The sequence below is a fragment of the [Clostridium] citroniae WAL-17108 genome, from assembly GCF_000233455.1.
GTDB lineage: Bacteria > Bacillota > Clostridia > Lachnospirales > Lachnospiraceae > Enterocloster > Enterocloster citroniae.
The window spans coordinates 151050-172123 of sequence record NZ_JH376421.1 but is presented as its reverse complement, the minus strand read 5'-3'; the positions used below and the strand labels follow the sequence as shown (position 1 = coordinate 172123).

Here is a 21074-nt window from a genome sequence, read left to right as displayed (position 1 = left end):
GATAAACTCATTAAAACTTCATAAGCATTGCGACACAGCTCGAAAGGGAGTAGTTTAGATATATTGTCAACATACTCGATTCGTAAGGAATCTGGCAATATATACCGTCATGGTTACAAGACTTTTATGTGTGGTTTGCAGATATTTACATATTCTGGCAAGCCATTCATGGAAGTCTTTTTTAATGCTGACACTAAAAAGACGGTTGCTGGCGCAGAAGATGGACTGATCAAGGAGGAGAGCATATGAAAGAATTTTATCAACAAACAAAAGAAGAGTTGCTGCAGCAGTTTCATGTCACGGGACATGGACTGTCCGGTGAGGAGGCGAAAAAGCGCCTGGTTGAATACGGGGAAAATGTCCTGGAGGAGGGAAAGCGAAAAAGCACCCTTCAGGTATTTTTTGAGCAGTTTTGCGACCTGCTGGTGGTGATCCTGATCATTGCCGCTCTTATTTCCATGGTGTCCGGCAATGTGGAGAGCACCATTGTCATCATTGCAGTCATTGTACTTAACGCGATCCTGGGAACCGTGCAGCATGCAAAAGCGGAAAAGTCACTGGACAGCCTTAAATCCCTGTCATCCCCCAACGCAAAGGTACTAAGGGACGGGCAAAAGATTGAGATCCCTTCCGCCCAGGTGGTTCCCGGTGATATCCTGTACCTGGAGGCAGGCGATCTGGTGGTGGCGGACGGCAGGGTCCTGGAAAATTATTCCCTTCAGGTGAATGAAAGTTCCCTTACCGGTGAGTCCACCAATGTAGATAAAAGCGATGGGCTGATCCATGATGACTGTGCCCTGGCCGACCGCGCCAATATGGTGTATTCCAGCGGTCTTGTAACCTACGGAAGGGCGGTGGTTCTTGTAACCTCCACCGGCATGGGGACGGAAATCGGAAAGATCGCGGCTCTTATGAATGCAACCAAGGAAAAGAAAACACCCCTTCAGATCAGTCTGGACCAGTTTGGAAGCCGTCTGGCCATGGGCATTATGGTCATCTGCGGCCTGGTATTCCTGCTGAGCCTGTACCGTGATATGCCTGTTCTGGATTCCCTGATGTTTGCAGTGGCCCTTGCAGTGGCTGCCATTCCGGAGGCCCTGAGCTCTATTGTCACCATTGTGCAGGCCATGGGAACTCAGAAAATGGCAAAGGAACACGCCATCATCAAGGAACTGAAGGCAGTGGAGAGCTTGGGCTGTGTATCGGTCATCTGCTCTGATAAGACAGGGACGCTGACTCAGAACAAGATGACTGTACAGAACATTTATATTAACCAGGAGATCATTTCCATAAACCAGCTGAATCTGCGCAACCAGCTTCACCGCTACTTGCTTTATGATGCGATCCTTACCAACGATTCCTCCATTGTGGACGGCAAGGGGATTGGCGATCCCACGGAGTTTGCCCTTGTGGAAATGGGCCGCAAAGCCACGGTGGATGAAAACCTGCTTCGGGAACTGATGCCCCGTCTGGAGGAGATTCCCTTTGACTCCGACAGAAAGCTGATGAGTACTAAATATGAGCTTCACAACATTCCAACCGTACTTACAAAGGGTGCCCTGGATGTGCTTTTGGACCGGACCGTCAAGATCCGCATGGAATCCGGGGTCAGGGACATTACCCAGGAGGATAAGGATGCCATCCTGCAGAAAAACCTGGAATTTTCCCAGGAAGGCCTTCGGGTGCTGGCTTTTGGTTATAAGGAAGTTCCTGAAAATTATACCCTGTCCCTGGACAATGAAAATGACTTCATTTTCCTGGGCCTGATCTCCATGATGGATCCTCCAAGGGAAGAATCCAAGGCAGCGGTTGCTGACGCCAAAAGAGCCGGTATCAAGCCTGTGATGATAACCGGAGACCACAAGATAACGGCCACGGCCATTGCAAAGCAGATCGGCATATTTGAGGACGGCGATATTGCCATGACAGGCCGTGAACTGGATGCCATGACAGAGGAGGAGTTAGACCGGAGCATTACCAGTATTTCCGTGTATGCCAGGGTTTCACCTGAAAATAAGATCCGTATTGTGGATGCATGGCAGAGAAGAGGATCCATTACAGCCATGACAGGCGATGGGGTCAATGATGCGCCCGCACTGAAAAAGGCGGATATCGGCGTTGCCATGGGCATCACAGGAACGGAAGTTTCCAAAGATGCGGCTGCCATGATCCTGACTGATGACAATTTTGCCACTATCATCAAGGCCGTGGCAAATGGACGTAACGTGTACCGCAATATTAAGAACGCCATCAAGTTCCTGCTGTCAGGCAACATGGCAGGCATCCTGTCCGTTTTGTACACCTCACTGGCAGCATTGCCCGTGCCCTTTGCACCGGTCCACCTGCTGTTTATCAACCTGTTGACAGACTCACTGCCCGCCATTGCCATCGGTATGGAACCGGCTGAGAAGGATCTGCTGGCAGAGGCACCCAGAAATCCAAAAACCGGCATCCTTACAAAGGACTTTATGATCACGATCCTGACACAGGGCGGAATCATTGCAGTCTGTACCATGATCGCTTTCCATATGGGACTTTCCGGCGGGGATACGGGAATTGCCAGTACCATGGCATTCTCCACCCTGACCCTGGCGCGTCTGTTCCACGGATTTAACTGCAGAAGCAAACACAATATCTTCAGGCTGGGCTTTTCCAGCAACTGGTACAGCCTGGGAGCGTTTGCAGCCGGTGTCTGTCTGCTGGGGCTTGTAATGTTCGTACCGTTTCTACAGAAACTGTTCTCAGTCACACCGCTGTCATCCGCACAAATGGGAGAGGTATGCCTGCTGGCTGTGATCCCTACCGTGATCATCCAGGTATCGAAAATCTTAAGAGATTTTAGCCATAGGAATTAACCGGTATATGTGATATAATGTCCACATAGGCAAACGCAGTGCCGGAAGTTCGGGCGCTGCAGACCAGCAGGAGAAAGGGGCGGTGCTTTATGGATAAGGTTATTACAATAAGCCGTGAATTTGGAAGCGGAGGCCGTGAATTGGGAGTAAAGCTGGCGGATAAGCTGGGGATTCCCTTTTATGACAAGGAACTGATTTCCATGGCAGCAGACGATATCAACATTGCGGAGGAAGCATTCCGCCACTATGACGAGCATATCGTGGTGTATGATCCCCTGGACAGACAGTACTACCATGCATTTTCAGATGTGTATCAGATTCCCATGTCGGACCAGATATTTGTGGCCCAGTCCAATGTGATCAGAAGGCTGGCTTCCCATGGTCCCTGCATCATTGTGGGACGCTGTGCGGATATGATCCTTACGGACAGCCTGAACCTGTTCATCTATGCCAAGATGAAGGACAGGATCAAGAGGATGCTGGAACTGGAATCAGAGGCGGAATCAGACGGGAAAGAGATGGAACGCCGGATCCGTGAGGTGGACCGAAAGCGCAAGGAATATTACCAGTATTACACGGGCAACACCTGGGGACGTGCCCAGAATTACCATCTGTGCCTGGACAGCGGTCCGGTTGGAGTGGATGGATGCCTTAAAGCTGTTCTGGCTTACCTGGGCGAAGAAGATAAGATATAGTTTAATATGGTTTAAGACGCAGTACAGGGCGTCCTGCCGGTTAAAAGGCAGGGCGCTTTTTGTGCGCGCAGCAGGGACATTCCTGCTTGTGTCCCAGGCCTGTGCATAGTATAATGTAGGAAACAACGCTCTATTCTATAAAATACCATTAGGAGGCAAAAGATGAAACAGGATATGATAGTGATTCTGGATCTGGGAAGCTCTGAGAACACCAAGCTGGCCAGAGACATCAGGGAGATGGGAGTTTACAGTGAGATTTATCCCCACGATATTACAGCAGAGGAACTGAAGGCACTGCCCAATGTCAAGGGTATCATCATCAATGGAGGTCCTAACAATATAGTGGATGGAACAGCTATTGACGTGCTGCCGGAGATTTACGGGGCAGGCTATCCCGTGATGGCGGCAGGTCATGGGCCTGCGGCCTGTGAACGTTCCATTGGCAGCTGGGATGAGAATGGTGATCAGGTGCTCCGCTCCTTTGTCTTTGACACATGCGGCGCCCAGCCTAACTGGAATATGAAAAACTTCATATCTGACCAGGTGGAACTGATCCGCCAGCAGGTGGGAGACAGGAAGGTCCTCCTGGCGCTTTCGGGCGGGGTGGACAGTTCTGTTGTGGCCGCTCTTCTGATCAAAGCCATTGGGAAGCAGCTCACCTGTGTCCATGTAAATCATGGCCTGATGAGAAAAGGAGAATCTGAGAGCGTGATCGAGGTGTTCAAGGATCAGATGGAGGCCAACCTTGTGTATGTGGATGCCACAGAACGTTTCCTTGGAAAACTGGACGGAGTAGCTGACCCTGAACAGAAGCGCAAGATCATTGGCGCCGAGTTCATCCGCGTGTTTGAGGAGGAGGCCAGGAAACTGGAGGGAATTGATTTCCTGGCACAGGGGACCATTTACCCTGATATTGTAGAGAGCGGAACCAAGACCGCCAAGGTGGTCAAGTCCCACCACAATGTGGGCGGCCTTCCCGAGGACCTGGATTTTACCCTGGTAGAGCCGCTGCGCCAGCTGTTTAAGGACGAGGTCCGTGCCTGCGGCCTGGAACTGGGACTTCCCTATGCCATGGTATACCGTCAGCCATTCCCCGGACCGGGACTGGGCGTGCGCTGCCTTGGGGCCATCACAAGGGAACGCCTTGAGGCAGTCAGGGAATCTGATGCCATCCTTCGCGAGGAATTTGCAAATGCAGGCCTGGACAAGAAGGTATGGCAGTACTTTACCATTGTTCCCGACTTTAAATCCGTGGGCGTAAGGGACAATGCCCGCTGCTTTGATTATCCAGTGATCATCCGGGCTGTAAACACGGTGGATGCCATGACAGCCAGCATTGAGCGGATCGATTATGAGGTTCTGCAGAAGATTACGGACAGGATCTTAAATGAAGTAAAGAATGTGAACCGGGTGTGTTATGACTTGAGTCCGAAGCCAACGGCTACGATTGAGTGGGAATAATTATTCATCGTCCCTATCCCCTTTATTTTAAGCAATGTTATTAACAGGTGAGATGCCAGTATTCAGTATTGGATATATGGCATCTTTTCTAAAATACAACCGTTGGGGAGTATGGGTTGGCTTAAGCACATTGTCGGCACCAGGGAACAGCACCCCTTGCCTTTGCTCCGCCCGCTCGTCCCTGACAGGGAGTCATCAGTTGGCAGGAAAGAAACAGGGAACAAACGGCCCTTTACAATGGACCTAAGTTCATGGATGGATCGTATGATAAGCCTGTTCCCCCCACTGGCCTAACTCCTTCAGGGCAGGGTGGATAGCTTTTCCCAGCGGGGTGAGGGAGTATTCTACCCTGGGTGGGATCTCATTGTACTGTACCCGGTTTACCAGCTTGCTTTGTTCCAGCTCCTCCAGGCTTTTGGAGAGCATGACGCTGGAGATACCGGTCAGGCGCCTCTGTAACTCATTGAAACGAATGGTTTCCTGCTGGTTCAGTTCCCAGATGATTCGTAGCTTCCATTTTCCGTTTAGCAATCCTAAAGCATACTTTACAGGACACTCTTCCATTATAATACCCCTTTACTTAGTTTTTGCTTAGTAAATTAATAAAAATTGCGTACTTGAACTTTATTTACCATTATTTATAATCATAAGTATAAACTGAAAAAAAGTAAAGGAGATCTGCTTATGAATATTCTAAAAGCAATTGAAATGAGAAAAAGTGTGCGGTCCTACACGGAGGAGAGAATTGAAGAAGAAAAGTTAAAGGCCATGATCCGGGCAGGTAATCTGGCGCCGGTATTTGGCCGGTTCCATATCACTGTGATCGAAAATCAGGATCTGCTCCGGGAAATCAATGATATTACTCTGGATATGATGAAACACTCCGGAAACGGGTTCATGGAAAATCAGGCAGCCATAGAGGGCTATCAGCCTCTCTACGGCGCCGGGGTAATGTTTGTCCTGTCAGTGCCTGGCGGTAATGATGAACATGGTTTTCAAATGGCTAATGCTGCCTGTGCGGCGGAGAATATGATTGTGGAGGCCACGGAACTGGGTTTGGGTTCATGCTTTATCATGGGCCCTATGATTGCCTTTTCCAAGGATGAAGTGGCTGAAAAAGCTCAGATTCCTGAAGGGGATGTTCCTCTTGTGGGCATACTGGCAGGTTACCCGGCGCAGCCTCTCTCCGTAAATGAGCGGAGGGAACCTGACAATGTGACCTGGCTGAAATAAAGAAAACAGTATCCCTCAACATGCAGAAATCTCCCGCATACGCCTGCGCATCTCCCCGGAATATGTTAGTGCAGCTACTGTACCCGGTTTTCCCGCTTCCAAACAAGACATCTGGAAAGGGCCTGCTTCAGCTGGTCGATGGAAACAGGCTTGGCCAGATGACCGTCCATACCGGCCAGATGGGCCCGATTTGCATCCTCGGCAAATGCGTCCGCTGTCATGGCGATAATGGGGAGTTCATTGATGCGTTCCATTCCTGAACTGCGGATCTCCCTGGCGGCATCATAGCCGTTCAGTACAGGCATTTGTATGTCCATGAACACGATATCGTAGTACAGGGCGGGGTGGGAACACACGGCATCCACGGCCTGGCGCCCGTTCACAGCAATTTCCACGGTGGCGCCCAGCATTTCCAGCATCTCTGTCGCGATCTGGCGGTTGATCTCATTATCTTCCACCAAAAGCACACGGAATTCAGGGAAGGATTCCACGGGGGGAATTTCCTTTTTCCGGGTCAGGGAATAGCCTGTACCGCATTTGGCCAGGTAAAGTGTTATGATAAATCGTGATCCTTTTCCATATTCGCTTTCCACTGAAATCTCTCCGCCCATCATGGAGATGATATTCTTTACAATGGTCATCCCCAGCCCGGTTCCGGGAATTTTACTGGTCCTGCTGTCATCCGCCCGGCTGAAGGGTTCAAAGATATGCTTTAAATACTCGGGTTTCATTCCGCTGCCCGTGTCCTCAATAACAAAGCGGTAGGTTCCCGCGTGCTGGTCCAAAGGCTTGATCTCACTTAGGAAAATGGAGATTCTGCCGTTTTGCCCTGTGTATTTGGAGGCATTTTCAAGGATATTGACCAGTACCTGTTTGAGGCGCATCTCATCCCCTGTTACATGGGGATAAAGTTCTTTATCTATATGGACGGACAGGGTCTGATGTTTGTTGTCCATGGGAATGCGCACGATTTCCACCGCATTCATCACAAGGCTTCTCAGGTCAAGTTCACGTTCCGCAAGTTCCGCGGCGCCGCTTTCAATCTTGCTCACGTCCAGCACCTCATTGATCAGGCTGAGAAGATGGGCTCCGGAGCTGGCTATTTTTTCAAGGTAATCCCGTATCTTTTCTTCCTCATCCGCATGGAGGCGGGCCAGCTCGGTCATTCCTACAATTGCGTTCATGGGGGTGCGGATGTCGTGGCTCATCTTAGACAGGAAGTCGCTTTTGGCCTGGCTGGCTTTTTTTGCCTTTTCCAGGGCCTCCTCCAGAAGCTGTTTGGCCTGACGCTCTTTTTCCAGGGCTTCCTCCTGCATACGGCGTTCATCATCAATATTCCTGGAAAGAGTGATTTCAATGATGTCGTCCGTATAAGGACTGATCACCCGCACCACCTGGGTGAAATTCCAGTGATAGATTCCGTCCTCACCCAGATGGGGGACTTTCATGGAGACAATGCGTTCGCCCTGAAGAAAGGTCCGGGTCAGATGGCTTCGCAGGAATTTGTCCAGGAATTCCTGGCGGTAATCCGGATGGACCGTGGCACATTCAGATTGGATCAGATCATCAAAGCAACCGTGGCTGCCGGGGCGCTTTACCGGAAAACGGTTGTACTCCAGCATTTTATATGTATTCTGGGTCAGGTTCACAGCGATCAGCATATGATAGGCAGCCCGGGCAGCTGTGGCCAGCTGGCTGACTTCAAGATTCCGCTGTATTTCCAGCAAAAATTCGTCCTGTATGTCCCGGAAGACCAGGACACACCAAATGTCCCGGTTCTCCTGCCGGTCCTCCTTTGAATCAAGGAGAGCGGCTGAGAATTCTACCATGTGGTAGGTCCCGTCACTGAGTATGCGGCGCAGCCGTCTTGTAATATGTCTTTTTCCTTCCCCGAATAACTTAATCATTGCTTCCCGGGAAAACGCCTGGTTAAACGCCTCCAGATCATCGGGATGCAGGGTTTTCTGGGCATATTTTCTGTTTTCGGCGCCAAAATTCCCCTGTTCCGGAATATGGCTCCACATAGCGTCCTTTTGGCAGTTTACATAATAGTCCGCGGTCAGGTTGGCAATGATGCACTCGTCAAAGACGGTCACAAGGCTTTGGGCATACATCTGCCTTATCTTATGGACGCCCTGTTCCTCCTCAAAGTTAAGGCGGTGGGGCGTGGCGGTCACCACCACGGCGGGGATACGGCCATCCCATGCGATCCGGTTGGCAGTAACATCTACCGTGGATCCCAGCAGGGGGTCGTAACATACAATATGGCTGGACGGACCGTCCTTCAGGGCATCCAGGGGACAATTGGCGCATACCTCGGGCCATACCTCATTGCACCTCATTCCAAGGGCAGCTTTCCCGCGCCCGGTATCCTTACATCGCCGGTTAAAATACAGCAGCTGGTGGTTCCTTTCATCGATGACATAAACGCTTGTCTCAGTCAGCGCATTTAGCAGATTCATCAGATTGTCAGCAGACATAATTGCCTCTCCTCATTATCATAGGGCCTGATACATACAGCCCATTGGCCGGTCCGTTGTATGTGCATAAATTACATTCATTATACAACCAACAGGAAAAAATAGAAAGAGGGTGATTGTGGTTGGACTTGTACCAATGGGTAATTTTTGGTACAATAGTCTGGAGAGAATTTAGAATATGTAAAATTGCGGCGTACAGCCGGCGGGGGACAATTTTTAAACATATTCTAGGAAAGGATTGCTGCAGTAATTGCACCGGTACATAACGTTATGGGAGAACTGTCTCACTTAAAAAGCAAGCTGCTTGCGGAGCAGGTTCAGGAACAGATATACCAGTACATACTGAATACCCCTATTGCCATAGGGGCCAAGCTGCCGAATGAGTTTGAACTGGGGGAAAAGTTTGGGGTTGGCAGAAGCACGATCAGGGAAGCGGTAAAGCTTCTTATATCAAGAGGAATCCTGGAGGTGCGCAGAGGCTCCGGTACTTACGTGGTCAGCACCACGCCCATGGATCTGGATCCTTTGGGGCTGGGGGCGGTGGAGGATAAGATGGCCCTGGCCATGGATCTTGTGAATGTCCGAATGATATTAGAGCCAGGCATAGCGGAGATGGCTGCCATGAATGCAACAGCCCGGGATGTGGAACGCCTCAGGGAACTGTGCGCCGTCATTGAGCAAAAGATTGAAACAGGGGAAAACTATATTGAGGAGGACATCGCTTTCCACACAGCGGTGGCAAAGTGTTCCGGCAATATGGTGGTGGAACAGCTGGTACCTATCATTGATACGGCTGTTATGATGTTTGTAAATGTAACTCACAGAAAACTGACCCAGGAAACCATCATGACCCATCGGGCCGTGACCGATGCCATTGCGGAAAGGGATCCCATGGGAGCAAAGTCGGCCATGATGATGCATATGACATTTAACAGGAATATGATAAAGGACATGATGAAGCAGTAAATAAATACGTGCTGTGATAAAAAGCAGTCTGATGACATCTATGGATAAAACCTTGAGAGCGGCTTAAGGCCGGCAATGGGGAGTTTATCTGTGGATGTTTTTTATTCTAAGGAAGTTTGGTAACTGTTCACGCCGTCCTGAACTGTTACGAGGTTTGTATAAAATGCACAATCTAAATAGGCATATTTTAATGAAAAAATGGAAATGTAGTCTGATGACTTGAAAAAAATAATGAATAATGCTACTATAAAACCAGAAAACATCTGATGAATTATTATACTGAGGAGGTATGATCATGGAATTGAACAGCCAGAAAGTGAGAGCGCTTGCTCCTGAGAATGATCCATTAAAGATTGGAATGGGGTGGACGGTTGAGGATCTGGATAAACCGCAGATCATGGTGGAGAGCACCTTTGGAGACAGCCATCCGGGAAGCGCTCATCTGGACCAGTTTGTAAACCAGGCACTGAAAGGGATTGCTGACGCCGGAGGAAAGGGCGCCCGGTATTTTACCACGGATATCTGCGATGGTATTTCCCAGGGGCATGATGGGATCAACTACTCCCTGGCACACCGGGATATGATCGCCAATATGATTGAAATACATGGAAAGTCCACTGGTTTTGACGGCGGTGTGTTTATTGCCAGCTGTGATAAATCCGTTCCCGCATGTCTCATGGGGCTTGGCCGCCTGGACATGCCATCCATTGTTGTCACCGGAGGGGTGATGGATGCAGGCCCTGACCTGCTGACCCTGGAACAGATCGGCGCCTACTCTGCCATGTGCCAGAGAGGGGAGATCACAGAGGAAAAACTGACTTACTACAAACACCATGCATGTCCCTCCTGCGGCGCCTGTTCATTTATGGGGACTGCTTCCACCATGCAGGTGACGGCAGAGGCCCTGGGCCTTATGCTTCCCGGCTCCGCTTTAATGCCGGCCACCTGTGGGGACTTAAAGGAAATGGCTTATAAGGCAGGGATACAGGTGATGGAGCTGGCACGAAAAGGCATTAAGGCCAGCGATATTGTGACTATGAAGTCATTTGAGAATGCGATCATGGTACACGCAGCTATTTCCGGTTCCACCAACTCACTGCTCCACATTCCCGCTATTGCCCACGAGTTCGGCCTGGAGATAGATGGGGATACCTTTGACCGCATGCACAGGGGCGCCCACTATCTGCTGGATATCAGGCCCGCGGGAAAGTGGCCGGCTCAGTTCTTCTATTATGCAGGCGGTGTTCCTGCGGTGATGGAGGAGATTAAATCCATGCTTCACCTGGATGTGATGACCGTAACAGGCAAGACCCTGGGAGAAAACCTGGAAGAGCTGAAGAACAACGGTTTTTATGATAAATGTGAGGGATACCTGAAGCAATGGGGGCTAAAGCGCACGGATGTGATCCGTACATTTGACCAGCCCATTGGAGCAGACGGGACCGTTGCCATATTAAGGGGCAACCTTGCGCCGGAAGGGGCTGTTGTAAAGCACTCTGCGGTTCCAAAGGAAATGTTCCAGGCAGTTCTCAGGGCAAGGCCCTTTAACTGTGAGGAGGATGCCATTGAGGCTGTCATTTCCAAGAGGATCAAGCCGGGGGATGCTGTATTCATCCGCTATGAAGGACCTAAGGGCTCCGGCATGCCGGAAATGTTCTATACCACAGAGGCTATTTCCTCTGACCCTGAACTTGGCAAGACCATTGCCCTGATCACGGACGGACGGTTCTCAGGCGCATCCAAGGGGCCGGCCATCGGTCATGTATCACCGGAAGCAGCCCAGGGAGGTCCCATTGCCCTGGTGGAGGAGGATGACCTGATCCGCATCGATATCCCGGCCCGGGTACTGGAGATCATTGGCGTTAAGGGAGAGGAACTTCCCAAGGAGGAGATCGGCCGGATCCTGGCAGAGAGAAAGAAAGCCTGGAAGCCAATGCCGCCTAAGTATACAAAGGGTGTGCTTAAGATCTTCTCTGAACATGCAGTGTCCCCTATGAAGGGCGGATACATGGTTTAATGAAGTTACTTTTGATTGAATATTAGAAAAAAGTGGCTGGTATATTTTCCAACCATCGGCTCATACTAAGAGGGTACAAAGGAAGTACGAATCAGAAACAGGTGAGTCCATGGAAAAGCCCGGTAAGAAACTGAAGAAATTATTAATCATAACAGGAACCACGGGAGCGGTGTATGCCGGGTTTAAATACCTGCTGCCCCTCGTGGCTCCTTTTTTCGTGGGTTATATTTTTGCATTGCTCCTTCGCCCGTCCGCCCGTTTCCTGGCATACCGGATGAGGGTTACTGTGAAGGGAAAGAGATACCACATGCCTATTGGAGTGATCGGAGGCGTGGAATTTCTCATATTGGTATCTATCCTGGGAACAGGACTGTATCTGGGAGCAGTGAAGCTGTGTGCAGAGGGAAAAATGCTCATGATGCGGCTTCCTGTGTGGATCGACCGCTTTGACATATGGCTTACAGGCAGCTGCCACCGGGTGGAGACTGCCTTTGGACTGCGGTATGACTGTGTGGCGGACATGGCCGGGGAAATGCTTTATAATCTGGTAGACACGGGAAAGGCTGCAGCCATGCCCTTTCTTATGACCAATTCCCTGTCCATTATCAGCTGCCTTGCAAAGGGGGCAATTGTCAGTCTGGTGGTGTTCCTGGCAGCTATCTTAAGTCTTCAGGAGATGGAGGATCTGAGGGTGAGGAGGGATCAGTCCACCTTCAGAAAGGAGTTTAACCTCATAGGCGGAAGGCTGGTACAGACAGGCAAGGCGTGGTTTAGGAGCCAGGGAATTATACTGTTCATAACCACCGGACTGTGTATCGGGGGAATGTTCCTGATCAAAAATCCTTATTACATCATGGCCGGTATTGGGATCGGCATACTGGACGCCCTGCCTATATTCGGCACGGGTACTGTTCTGATCCCATGGGCCGTGCTGGAACTGCTCATGGGAGACTGGAAACAGGCCGTCATTCTCACGGCCCTGTATCTGGTATGCTACTTTGTCCGCCAGATTATGGAGGTGCGTATGATGGGCGGACAGGTGGGGCTGTCGCCCCTTGAGACCCTGGCTTCCGTGTATGTGGGACTGGAACTGTTTGGATTCTTTGGCTTTATACTGGGTCCTCTGGGTCTGCTTTTGGTGGAGGATCTGGTAGAGGTATGGACCAGGGAGCCAATGGGGTGATGAAAGATGGGGATAAGAGACGTCCTGCATATTGTTTGCTTTTAAGCATTGACAAAGTAGTGTTTCTGGCGTAAAATCAACAATACGTGAAAGAAATGATCCGGAGCGTGTTCTAAACACGCCCTACCATGATGTTATATGAATAGATGACAGACAGCGTTGAAGGGGAATAGTAAGCCTGATGCACGTCACAGAGAGAGGACTCACGGTGGAAGGTCCTTACGCCAGCACATGCCCAACCAGCCCTGGAGCTTTGTATGATGAATGCAACGTAAGTCCGGCGTTAACGGATTATGAGAGAGCGGTTCGTGTTTAACGGCTGCCGGGGACAGACCCTGGGCAGTGATGGACAGGACGCTAACTTGGGTGGTACCGCCGAGTCATTCGGTCCCTTGCACAATATAATGCATGGGATCGGATGGCTCTTTTTGCGTAAAACAGTGAATGAAGCATTGAACCAGCTGATCAGGTGATAAACTGATCAATGATGAAGAAAAGGAGAAAAGTCATGGCAGACAATAAGAAAATGGTGGAAGCCATCACATCCATGGATGAGGATTTTGCCCAGTGGTATACGGATGTGGTAAAGAAGGCTGAGCTGTGCGATTACGCCAGCGTTAAGGGATGTATGGTGATCAAGCCCGCAGGGTATGCAATCTGGGAGAATATCCAGAATGAGCTGGACCGGAGATTTAAGGAGACAGGTGTACAGAATGTATACATGCCTATCTTTATTCCCGAGAGCCTGCTTGAAAAGGAAAAGGATCATGTGGAGGGATTTGCGCCTGAGGTTGCGTGGGTGACCCACGGCGGTCTGGAGCCCCTCCAGGAGCGTATGTGTGTAAGGCCTACTTCCGAAACCCTGTTCTGTGATTTCTATTCAAAGGATATCCACTCCTACCGTGACCTGCCAAGGGTATACAACCAGTGGTGTTCCGTTGTGCGCTGGGAGAAGACCACCCGTCCGTTCCTGCGCTCCAGGGAATTTTTGTGGCAGGAAGGCCATACGGCCCATGCAACCGCTGAGGAAGCGGAGGCCAGAACCATCCAGATGCTGAACGTGTACGCGGATTTCTGCGAGGAAGTTCTGGCAATCCCTGTGGTCAAAGGACAGAAGACCGACAAAGAGAAGTTCGCAGGCGCTGAGGCGACATATACCATAGAATCTCTGATGCATGACGGAAAGGCCCTTCAGTCAGGGACCAGTCATAATTTCGGAGATGGATTTGCAAAGGCCTTTGACATTCAGTTCACGGACAAGGACAATACACTGAAGTACGTACACCAGACATCCTGGGGTATGACCACACGTATGATCGGCGCCCTGATCATGGTACACGGTGATGACAACGGGCTGGTGCTTCCGCCCAGAATCGCTCCGGTCCAGGTGATGATCGTGCCGGTACAGCAGCAGAAGGAAGGGGTCCTTGACAAGGCGTTTGAACTGGAGAACCGCCTTAAGAAGGCTGGTTTCTCTGTAAAGACGGATGATTCCGAGAAGAGCCCGGGCTGGAAGTTTGCCGACTGCGAGATGCGCGGGATCCCCCTTCGTGTGGAGATCGGACCAAAGGATATGGAAAAGAACCAGGCGGTTCTGGTACGCCGTGATACCCATGAAAAGACCTTTATTTCCCTGGATGAGCTGGAGGCAAAGGTTTCAGAAATGCTTGAAGCCATTCAGAAGGCCATGTACGAGAAGGCAAAGGCCCACAGGGATGCCCACACGTATGCGGCAACAGAGTGGGATGAGTTTGCAAAGACAGTGGACAGCAAGCCGGGCTTTGTAAAGGCCATGTGGTGCGGATGCCAGGAGTGCGAGGATAAGATCAAGGAAGAGACAGGGGCCACCTCCAGATGCATGCCATTTGTACAGGAGAGCCTGTCCGGCCACTGTGTGTGCTGCGGAAAAACTGCCAAGAAGATGGTTTACTGGGGACGGGCATATTAATGACTGGCTGTATGCTGTGAAACAGACTTTATAAGGCAGACATTGTGATGCAGGCATTAAGAAAAAGGCATTGTCAAAGGGAAGGGCATGGGGAATGATACCTCATGTCCTTTTTGGCGATAGTTTTAAAGAATAGATAAATAGTACAATAAAATAGGAAACTGTGATATGATAAAGCAAGACCAATGTTTTACAAGTGAGTCACGGGGAGTTATTGAATGATGGAAGATATTAACTTAGGAAAAAAAGTCCAGGATTTCCGCAACATGAGAGGCATGAGCCTTCGGGAACTGGCTAAACGCGCTGGCATGACTGCCTCTATGCTCAGCCAGATAGAAAGGGACTTGGTAAACCCTTCCATAAGTACGCTAAAGGCTATAGCCCAGGCGCTGGAAGTGCCCATGTTCAAGTTTTTTAAGGAGGATCTGCCACAGGTACAGATGATTGTAAGGCGGGGGGAGAACAAGACGATCGGACATCCGGATGCAGATCTGGCTTATACTCTTTTGACCCCGGATGTAAGGGGAAGCATTGAATTCTGTATGATGTCCATACCGCCGGGGTTAACTTCGGGAAGAAATCCTCAGGAACATGCGGGTGAGGAAGTGGCATATGTCATCAATGGCAGTGTGGAGATTACCGTTGCCGGGGTTCCTTACCGGCTGGAGGAGGGAGACAGTATCCGTATACCTCCTTTAACTCCTCATCAGTGGAACAATCAGGGAGGGACCATTGTGCAGGTAATATTTGCGATCACACCTCCCAGTTTTTAAATGCAAGTTGATATAAGCAAAATGTAATAATATGCGTTAAGCTGTGATTAACTATGATCGCAGCTTTTTTGTTGCATATATACATTAAATGGCTAATATCATAGTAAAAATATAAAAAATAGATAAAAAGTACTTTACAAAATGTAAAGTATATATTAATATATGGTTAAGTTACAATTAACAATCATTAAACAAAAGCGAAAGGAGAAGCGGTATGGAAAAGGCTAAAAAATTGGAGTTTTACGGAGGCAATGGGATGTCATTGGTGCCCTTCATTGTATTCATTGTGATTACAATCGGGTTATCATTTATCAACGCGGCGGATCTTAACATGATGATCGCCTCTGGTGTAATCGGTCTTATTGTTGGTATGCTGCTGGTAAAGGACAAGCCAAGATACTGGGACATTGTGTTGGAAGGCCTGGGGGATAAGATGGCCATGACAGCGGTTCTTATCTGGCTGATAGTGGGCATTTATGGCTCTGTACTAAAATCAGGGCATTTGGTAGAGGGACTGGTGTGGCTCAGTGTTAAGCTGCATTTATCAGGAGCAGGCTTTTGTGTGGCAACCTTTTTATTTTCAGCTACATTTGCCCTGGCCACAGGCGCTGCTTTTGGTACCGTGGCAGCCATGAGTTATATTTTGTATCCTGTTGGCATCCTTATGGGATGCAATCCTGCAGTGCTGGGAGGCGCTATTATATCGGGAGCTATTTTTGGAGATAATATTGCACCTGTCTCAGACACGACCATTGTATCTACCACAGGCCAGACTTACACAAAAAAGTCAGGAAGTGCGGAAATCGGCGGCGCTGTTAAGGACCGTTCCAAATACGTTATAGTCACGTTCCTTATTTCAATTGTGCTGTATGCCATATTCGGGGGAGCCAAGTCGGGACAGGGACTGGACACTGGTGTGGCGGCGGCCCTGCTTGCTGATAACCAGAATCCTGCCGGACTTCTTATGTTGGTCCCCACTGTGATTGTTATCGGAATGGCGGTTATGGGGAACAACCTGTTTGTTACCCTTCCTGTAGGGATTATCATTGCAGTAGCTGTAGGTTTGGGAGGAGGATTATTTGGATTTTCAGACCTGTTCCGTATTGAAAATGGAGCAGCTATGGGAGCATTTCCGGACGGCGTGGCTGGAATGCTTAGCGTGTGTATTCTTTTGATGGTTGTAGTTTCCATGGGTTCCTTGCTCATTTCCAGCGGATATATGGAAGAACTGGTGGAGCATCTCAGCAGGAACATTAAAACCACCAGGGGGGCGGAGCTCCTCATCTTCCTGTTCAGCAGTGTGTTCTCCGTTCTGATCAGTGCGATCAACACCATTCCAAACATCTGCGCATCGCCACTGGTAAATGCAGTGGGACAGAAGGCAAAGCTTCACCCGTACCGCAGAGCCAACTTCCTGGCTGTGGCGTGTGATTCCTTTAACGCCTGCATGCCCTTTGGCGGCAGTGTACTGCTTTTGCTGGGAATCATGAAGACACTGTCCACAACCTATGATTTTGTGGAAGTGTTGTCTCCTAACGCATTTCTTTTTACCTGCTTCTATCCATGCATCCTGTGGTTTGTGATGCTGTTTGCAATCCTGATTGGTTGGGGTCGTATTTTTGAGGGAGAGAATGGAGAGCCGGTGAAGGAAGAACCAAAGGAGGGAATGGTTTATGATTGAGGCATTTACATTAAAGAGCAGGGGAAAGGATATGGTCTGCCTGCTGGAATACAAGGACCCGGCTGCGCGGGGGAAGAAAGTGATCCTTTATAAACATGGATTTTTTGGAAACAAGATAACGCCTCACCGCATCATGGTGAATGCTGGCCATGAGCTTCAGGAGGAGGGCTATACCATCTGCCGCTTTGACTGTGTGGGCGCAGGGGACAGCGAAGGGGACAGCCATTACACTACCATTTACGGGGAGATTGAAGATACAAAGGTGGTCCTGCATTGGATTGAAGAGCAGGTGAAGCCGGATAAATTTATGATACTGGGCTACAGCATGGGAGGCATTGTCACATCTGTTCTGTGCAATGAGGTTCCGTTGGATGGTATTTTGCTGTGGAGCCCATGCAGTGAACCCTATGCCAATTTCCGCCATCTGCTGGGGGAGGAATTATTTGAAAAAGGACTTCAGGGAAATGATGTGGACTTTATGGGCGACTTGGTTTCCCATGAGTTTTTTGAGGGGCTGGACGCACCGCAGATTGACCCTCTGACCGCCATACGGAATTTTAAAAAGCCATTGAGGCTGATACAGGGAGATGGCGATAAAGACGTGCCGGTATATAATTCCCGCAGATATCAGGAGACAGTGCCAAAGGCTGTGCGCCATGTGATCTCCGGCGCAACCCATGGTTATGACAAGGTATCCTGGCAAAGGGAACTTTTGGATTATACAAAAAGGTTTGTAAAAGATATAATGGGAGATTAGGCTTTCCCTGCATTAATAGGTCCGGCCCTGCGGCGCATCCCGCCTCAGGGCGGTCCGGTATTATTGAAAGGACGAATCTGATATGGTGGTAAATGTACAGGAGTTAAAAAACAAGTATCCTTTAATAAAGGATATGGAACAGGCCAAAGCGGTCATATGGATGAATGAAGGCCTGATGGATACGAAATCTGCCATGGAGGGGCTGACCCTTTCCGTGGATGATATAGATGATGCAGAGCGCAGATGGACACGTTTTGCCCCTTTTATTGAGAGGGAATTTCCTGAAACAGAGGAGTGGGGAGGATTGATCGAATCGCCCCTGAAGGAAATCGGTAAAATGAAAGACTGCCTGAACACACAATGGAGGGCCGGGCTGGAGGGCCGTCTGATGTTAAAAATGGACAGCAACCTGGCAGTGGCCGGTTCGGTAAAGGCAAGAGGCGGTATCTATGAAATACTGAAGCATTCTGAGGACCTGGCATTGGAGCAGGGAATGATCACAAGGGAGGACAACTATGAGAAATTTGCCCTTCCCCGGTTCCGGGAATTTTTTCACAGGCATTCCATCCATGTGGGATCCACCGGAAATCTGGGGCTGTCCATCGGAATCATTAGCGCTGCCCTGGGATATAATGTGACTGTACATATGTCCATGGATGCGAAGCAGTGGAAAAAGGATCTGCTGCGGCAAAAGGGTGTCCACGTGATGGAATATGCTTCCGATTACAGCGAAGCTGTAAAACAGGGGAGGAAATTGGCAAAGGAGGATCCCATGAGCTATTTTGTGGATGATGAGAATTCCGTGAATCTGTTCCTGGGGTACTCCGTAGCAGCCAAGCGCCTGAAAACGCAGCTGGACGGGACAGGTGTGACGGTGGATGGGGAACATCCTCTGTTTGTATACATTCCCTGCGGAGTGGGAGGCGCCCCCGGAGGCGTGGCATTTGGGTTAAAACAGGTTTTTGGGGATCATGTATACTGTTTCTTTGAGGAACCGGTGCAGGCCCCATGTATGCTTCTGGGGGTTATGACAGGGCTTCACAATGATATTTGTGTCCAGGACATCGGGCTTTCCGGTCAGACTGCGGCGGATGGGCTGGCAGTGGGGCGGCCGTCCAAATTTGTGGGAAAGACCATTGCACATATGCTGGCAGGAGAGTTTACCATAGGGGATGACAATCTGTACCGGTTCATGGGTGCGCTCATGGACGAGGAGGGGATCTTCATAGAGCCCAGCTCCTGTGCTGCCTTCCAGGGACCGGCCAAACTGTGTTCCAGTCCTGAGGGAAGAAAGTTCCTGAAGGAACACGGACTTGAGGGTCAGATGGCGCAGGCCGTTCACATCGCCTGGGCCACAGGAGGAAACCTTGTACCCCAGGATGTGCGCAGACAGTACTACGAGAAGAGCAGGAAACTCAGGGCACAACAAGACACACAGTAAGACACACAGCAAGACACACAGCAAGGTGCACAGCAAGACACACAGTAAGATGCACGGCAAAATGCTGCATAATCCGGACTGGAAAATGCAATAAAAAGCTGGTAAAATAGAGCAGGTAGAGACAAACTATAAGGAATGGAACCATAATATGAAGATTAGCATACCTGCTCCCGCAGAGGAGATCATCGGTAAACTGAATGAATATGGATATGAGGCATATGTTGTTGGCGGCTGTGTCAGGGATATGATGCTGGGGCGGGAGCCGGGAGACTGGGATATCACCACCAGTGCCCTGCCTGACCAGGTGAAGCAGGTGTTCCGCCGCACGGTGGACACAGGGATCCAGCACGGCACTGTGACTGTGATGATGGGGAATGAGGGCTATGAGGTCACCACATACCGCATTGACGGGGAGTACTCTGACGGACGCCATCCCAACCATGTGGAATTCACCCCCAACCTGGCGGAGGATCTAAAGCGCCGGGACTTCACGATCAATGCCATGGCATACAACAGCCGGACCGGTTTTGTGGATGAATTTGGCGGTGCGGAGGACCTGAAGAAAGGGATCATCCGATGTGTGGGGGAACCCATGGACCGCTTTACAGAGGATGCCCTGAGGATCCTGCGGGCCATCCGTTTTTCCGCCCAGTTAGGGTTTTTAATTGAGGACAGGACTTATGAGGCCATCAGGAAGATCGCTCCCAACATGGTCCATGTGAGCAAGGAGCGTATCCAGACCGAACTTACAAAGCTGCTTTTAAGCAGCCATCCGGGGCATATGGAGCTGGTGTATGAGACGGGGATCAGTTCCTATGTGTCTGACGCATTTCACCGGGCATACTGGAGGGAAGAGGAAGCCGGAAAGGTTCCGGCCTCTTTTCAGAGCGCAGTGGAACGGACGGACCGCAGGGTTCCCCTGATCCCCGCGTCCATTGCTCCTGAAAAGCACATGCGCTGGGCAGGCTTTCTGCGCAGATGCACGCCGGACCATGCGGAGGCCGTGCTAAAAGATCTGAAACTGGATAATGATACTATAAACAAGGCAAAGACCCTTGTTCACTGGCAGGGAACCAGGATTACACCGGACAAACATTCGATCCGGGTTGTGATGAGCCGGATGGAACCGGATTTGTTTGATGATCTGCTGTCGCTGAAAATGTGTCTGGCCGAACCGGATCTTAAGACAGGGGAACCCCGGCCGGAGACAGGGGAGGAACTGGAACTCATTGCCCGGCTGGCGGAGGAGATCCGCTGCCGGGGGGACTGCATCAGCCTGAAAACTTTGGCAGTCAGCGGACACGATATCATGGAGGCGGGCGTGAAGCCGGGAAAGGAAGTGGGCGCAGCGCTGGCCGGGCTTCTGGAGCTTGTGCTGGAGGATCCAAAGCGGAACACAAGGGAGATTCTTTTGCAGTATCTTGGATCCGGGCAATAACAGATCCGCCATAGATAACAAAGCTATTGCAACATTTTCAATAATTGGATATAATGGCTATGGGGTTCGTGTGAACGCGTAAGAATGAAAAATAATAATATGGGGAATATATGAACGTACGGACATTTCCCCTAAATTAAGGAGGA

16 protein-coding genes are annotated in these 21074 nt (G+C 50.1%); 14 read left to right on the top strand and 2 right to left on the bottom strand.

All coding sequences use genetic code 11. The annotated features are described in order from the left end of the window. Nucleotides 1-245 precede the first annotated feature (245 nt). From HMPREF9469_RS10790 to guaA, 3 genes are all read left to right on the top strand, one after another. Nucleotides 246-2855: a cation-translocating P-type ATPase gene (locus HMPREF9469_RS10790; protein ID WP_007861856.1), complete on the top strand. Its 2610-nt coding sequence runs from the start codon at nucleotides 246-248 to the stop codon at nucleotides 2853-2855. Between the two features lie 89 nt (nucleotides 2856-2944). Then, entirely contained in the window at nucleotides 2945-3550 is a 606-nt protein-coding gene (locus HMPREF9469_RS10785; protein WP_007861855.1) for a cytidylate kinase-like family protein, read from the top strand. Nucleotides 3551-3712: 162 nt separating this feature from the next. Next, nucleotides 3713-5011, top strand: coding sequence for a glutamine-hydrolyzing GMP synthase (guaA, locus tag HMPREF9469_RS10780; RefSeq protein ID WP_007861854.1), 1299 nt, complete (start codon nucleotides 3713-3715; stop codon nucleotides 5009-5011). 249 nt (nucleotides 5012-5260) lie between these two features. Here the strand turns inward: guaA and HMPREF9469_RS10775 are convergent, their stop codons facing one another. Continuing rightward, nucleotides 5261-5575 carry a winged helix-turn-helix transcriptional regulator gene (locus tag HMPREF9469_RS10775; RefSeq protein ID WP_007861852.1) on the bottom strand — a complete coding sequence of 105 codons (315 nt, stop codon included), beginning with the start codon at nucleotides 5573-5575 and terminating at the stop codon, nucleotides 5261-5263. Nucleotides 5576-5695: 120 nt separating this feature from the next. On the opposite strand from HMPREF9469_RS10775, the gene HMPREF9469_RS10770 reads away from it, so the two are divergent. After that, entirely contained in the window at nucleotides 5696-6244 is a 549-nt protein-coding gene (locus tag HMPREF9469_RS10770) for a nitroreductase family protein (RefSeq protein ID WP_007861851.1), read from the top strand. 74 nt (nucleotides 6245-6318) lie between these two features. On the opposite strand, the gene HMPREF9469_RS10765 is transcribed toward HMPREF9469_RS10770, so the two are convergent. Beyond that, a complete protein-coding gene (locus HMPREF9469_RS10765; protein ID WP_007861849.1) occupies nucleotides 6319-8724 on the bottom strand; it encodes an ATP-binding protein in 2406 nt (801 codons plus the stop codon). 270 nt (nucleotides 8725-8994) lie between these two features. Here HMPREF9469_RS10765 and HMPREF9469_RS10760 point away from each other — a divergent pair, with 270 nt between their 5' ends. The 10 genes from HMPREF9469_RS10760 to HMPREF9469_RS10720 all read left to right on the top strand — a co-directional run bounded on the left by HMPREF9469_RS10760 (nucleotide 8995) and on the right by HMPREF9469_RS10720 (nucleotide 20928). After that, a complete protein-coding gene (locus tag HMPREF9469_RS10760) occupies nucleotides 8995-9690 on the top strand; it encodes a FadR/GntR family transcriptional regulator (RefSeq protein ID WP_007861845.1) in 696 nt (231 codons plus the stop codon). A 295-nt stretch (nucleotides 9691-9985) separates the two neighbouring features. Beyond that, the gene (ilvD, locus tag HMPREF9469_RS10755; RefSeq protein ID WP_007861843.1) at nucleotides 9986-11707 is read left to right on the top strand and encodes a dihydroxy-acid dehydratase; all 1722 of its coding nucleotides are present in this window, start codon (nucleotides 9986-9988) and stop codon (nucleotides 11705-11707) included. A 109-nt stretch (nucleotides 11708-11816) separates the two neighbouring features. Then, nucleotides 11817-12890, top strand: coding sequence for an AI-2E family transporter (locus HMPREF9469_RS10750; RefSeq protein WP_007861841.1), 1074 nt, complete (start codon nucleotides 11817-11819; stop codon nucleotides 12888-12890). Nucleotides 12891-13183: 293 nt separating this feature from the next. Further along, nucleotides 13184-13363 carry a hypothetical protein gene (locus HMPREF9469_RS32000; RefSeq protein WP_147329427.1) on the top strand — a complete coding sequence of 60 codons (180 nt, stop codon included), beginning with the start codon at nucleotides 13184-13186 and terminating at the stop codon, nucleotides 13361-13363. Nucleotides 13364-13398: 35 nt separating this feature from the next. After that, complete coding sequence (gene proS / locus HMPREF9469_RS10745; protein WP_007861838.1) at nucleotides 13399-14838, top strand: proline--tRNA ligase; 1440 nt, start codon at nucleotides 13399-13401, stop codon at nucleotides 14836-14838. Nucleotides 14839-15056: 218 nt separating this feature from the next. Continuing rightward, nucleotides 15057-15611: a cupin domain-containing protein gene (locus HMPREF9469_RS10740; RefSeq protein WP_007861837.1), complete on the top strand. Its 555-nt coding sequence runs from the start codon at nucleotides 15057-15059 to the stop codon at nucleotides 15609-15611. Between the two features lie 214 nt (nucleotides 15612-15825). After that, nucleotides 15826-17292 carry a Na+/H+ antiporter NhaC family protein gene (locus HMPREF9469_RS10735; RefSeq protein ID WP_007861836.1) on the top strand — a complete coding sequence of 489 codons (1467 nt, stop codon included), beginning with the start codon at nucleotides 15826-15828 and terminating at the stop codon, nucleotides 17290-17292. Beyond that, the gene (locus tag HMPREF9469_RS10730; RefSeq protein ID WP_007861835.1) at nucleotides 17285-18049 is read left to right on the top strand and encodes an alpha/beta hydrolase family protein; all 765 of its coding nucleotides are present in this window, start codon (nucleotides 17285-17287) and stop codon (nucleotides 18047-18049) included. The genes HMPREF9469_RS10735 and HMPREF9469_RS10730 overlap by 8 nt, the downstream gene beginning before the upstream one ends. Nucleotides 18050-18131: 82 nt before the next feature. Further along, nucleotides 18132-19490 carry a D-serine ammonia-lyase gene (locus HMPREF9469_RS10725; protein ID WP_007861834.1) on the top strand — a complete coding sequence of 453 codons (1359 nt, stop codon included), beginning with the start codon at nucleotides 18132-18134 and terminating at the stop codon, nucleotides 19488-19490. A gap of 148 nt (nucleotides 19491-19638) precedes the next feature. Then, nucleotides 19639-20928, top strand: coding sequence for a CCA tRNA nucleotidyltransferase (locus HMPREF9469_RS10720; protein WP_007861833.1), 1290 nt, complete (start codon nucleotides 19639-19641; stop codon nucleotides 20926-20928). Nucleotides 20929-21074 lie beyond the last annotated feature (146 nt).

Bases quoted from the DNA above. Each gene is read 5' to 3' on its own strand.
- HMPREF9469_RS10735 (WP_007861836.1), top strand. From the start codon at position 15,826: ATGGAAAAGGCTAAAAAATTGGAGTTTTACGGAGGCAATGGGATGTCA.
- HMPREF9469_RS10730 (WP_007861835.1), top strand. From the start codon at position 17,285: ATGATTGAGGCATTTACATTAAAGAGCAGGGGAAAGGATATGGTCTGC.
- HMPREF9469_RS10765 (WP_007861849.1), bottom strand. From the start codon at position 8,724: ATGTCTGCTGACAATCTGATGAATCTGCTAAATGCGCTGACTGAGACA.
- HMPREF9469_RS10790 (WP_007861856.1), top strand. From the start codon at position 246: ATGAAAGAATTTTATCAACAAACAAAAGAAGAGTTGCTGCAGCAGTTT.
- proS (WP_007861838.1), top strand. From the start codon at position 13,399: ATGGCAGACAATAAGAAAATGGTGGAAGCCATCACATCCATGGATGAG.
- HMPREF9469_RS10785 (WP_007861855.1), top strand. From the start codon at position 2,945: ATGGATAAGGTTATTACAATAAGCCGTGAATTTGGAAGCGGAGGCCGT.
- HMPREF9469_RS10725 (WP_007861834.1), top strand. From the start codon at position 18,132: ATGGTGGTAAATGTACAGGAGTTAAAAAACAAGTATCCTTTAATAAAG.
- HMPREF9469_RS10720 (WP_007861833.1), top strand. From the start codon at position 19,639: ATGAAGATTAGCATACCTGCTCCCGCAGAGGAGATCATCGGTAAACTG.
- HMPREF9469_RS10760 (WP_007861845.1), top strand. From the start codon at position 8,995: ATGGGAGAACTGTCTCACTTAAAAAGCAAGCTGCTTGCGGAGCAGGTT.
- HMPREF9469_RS10750 (WP_007861841.1), top strand. From the start codon at position 11,817: ATGGAAAAGCCCGGTAAGAAACTGAAGAAATTATTAATCATAACAGGA.
- ilvD (WP_007861843.1), top strand. From the start codon at position 9,986: ATGGAATTGAACAGCCAGAAAGTGAGAGCGCTTGCTCCTGAGAATGAT.
- HMPREF9469_RS32000 (WP_147329427.1), top strand. From the start codon at position 13,184: ATGAGAGAGCGGTTCGTGTTTAACGGCTGCCGGGGACAGACCCTGGGC.
- HMPREF9469_RS10740 (WP_007861837.1), top strand. From the start codon at position 15,057: ATGATGGAAGATATTAACTTAGGAAAAAAAGTCCAGGATTTCCGCAAC.
- HMPREF9469_RS10770 (WP_007861851.1), top strand. From the start codon at position 5,696: ATGAATATTCTAAAAGCAATTGAAATGAGAAAAAGTGTGCGGTCCTAC.
- HMPREF9469_RS10775 (WP_007861852.1), bottom strand. From the start codon at position 5,575: ATGGAAGAGTGTCCTGTAAAGTATGCTTTAGGATTGCTAAACGGAAAA.
- guaA (WP_007861854.1), top strand. From the start codon at position 3,713: ATGAAACAGGATATGATAGTGATTCTGGATCTGGGAAGCTCTGAGAAC.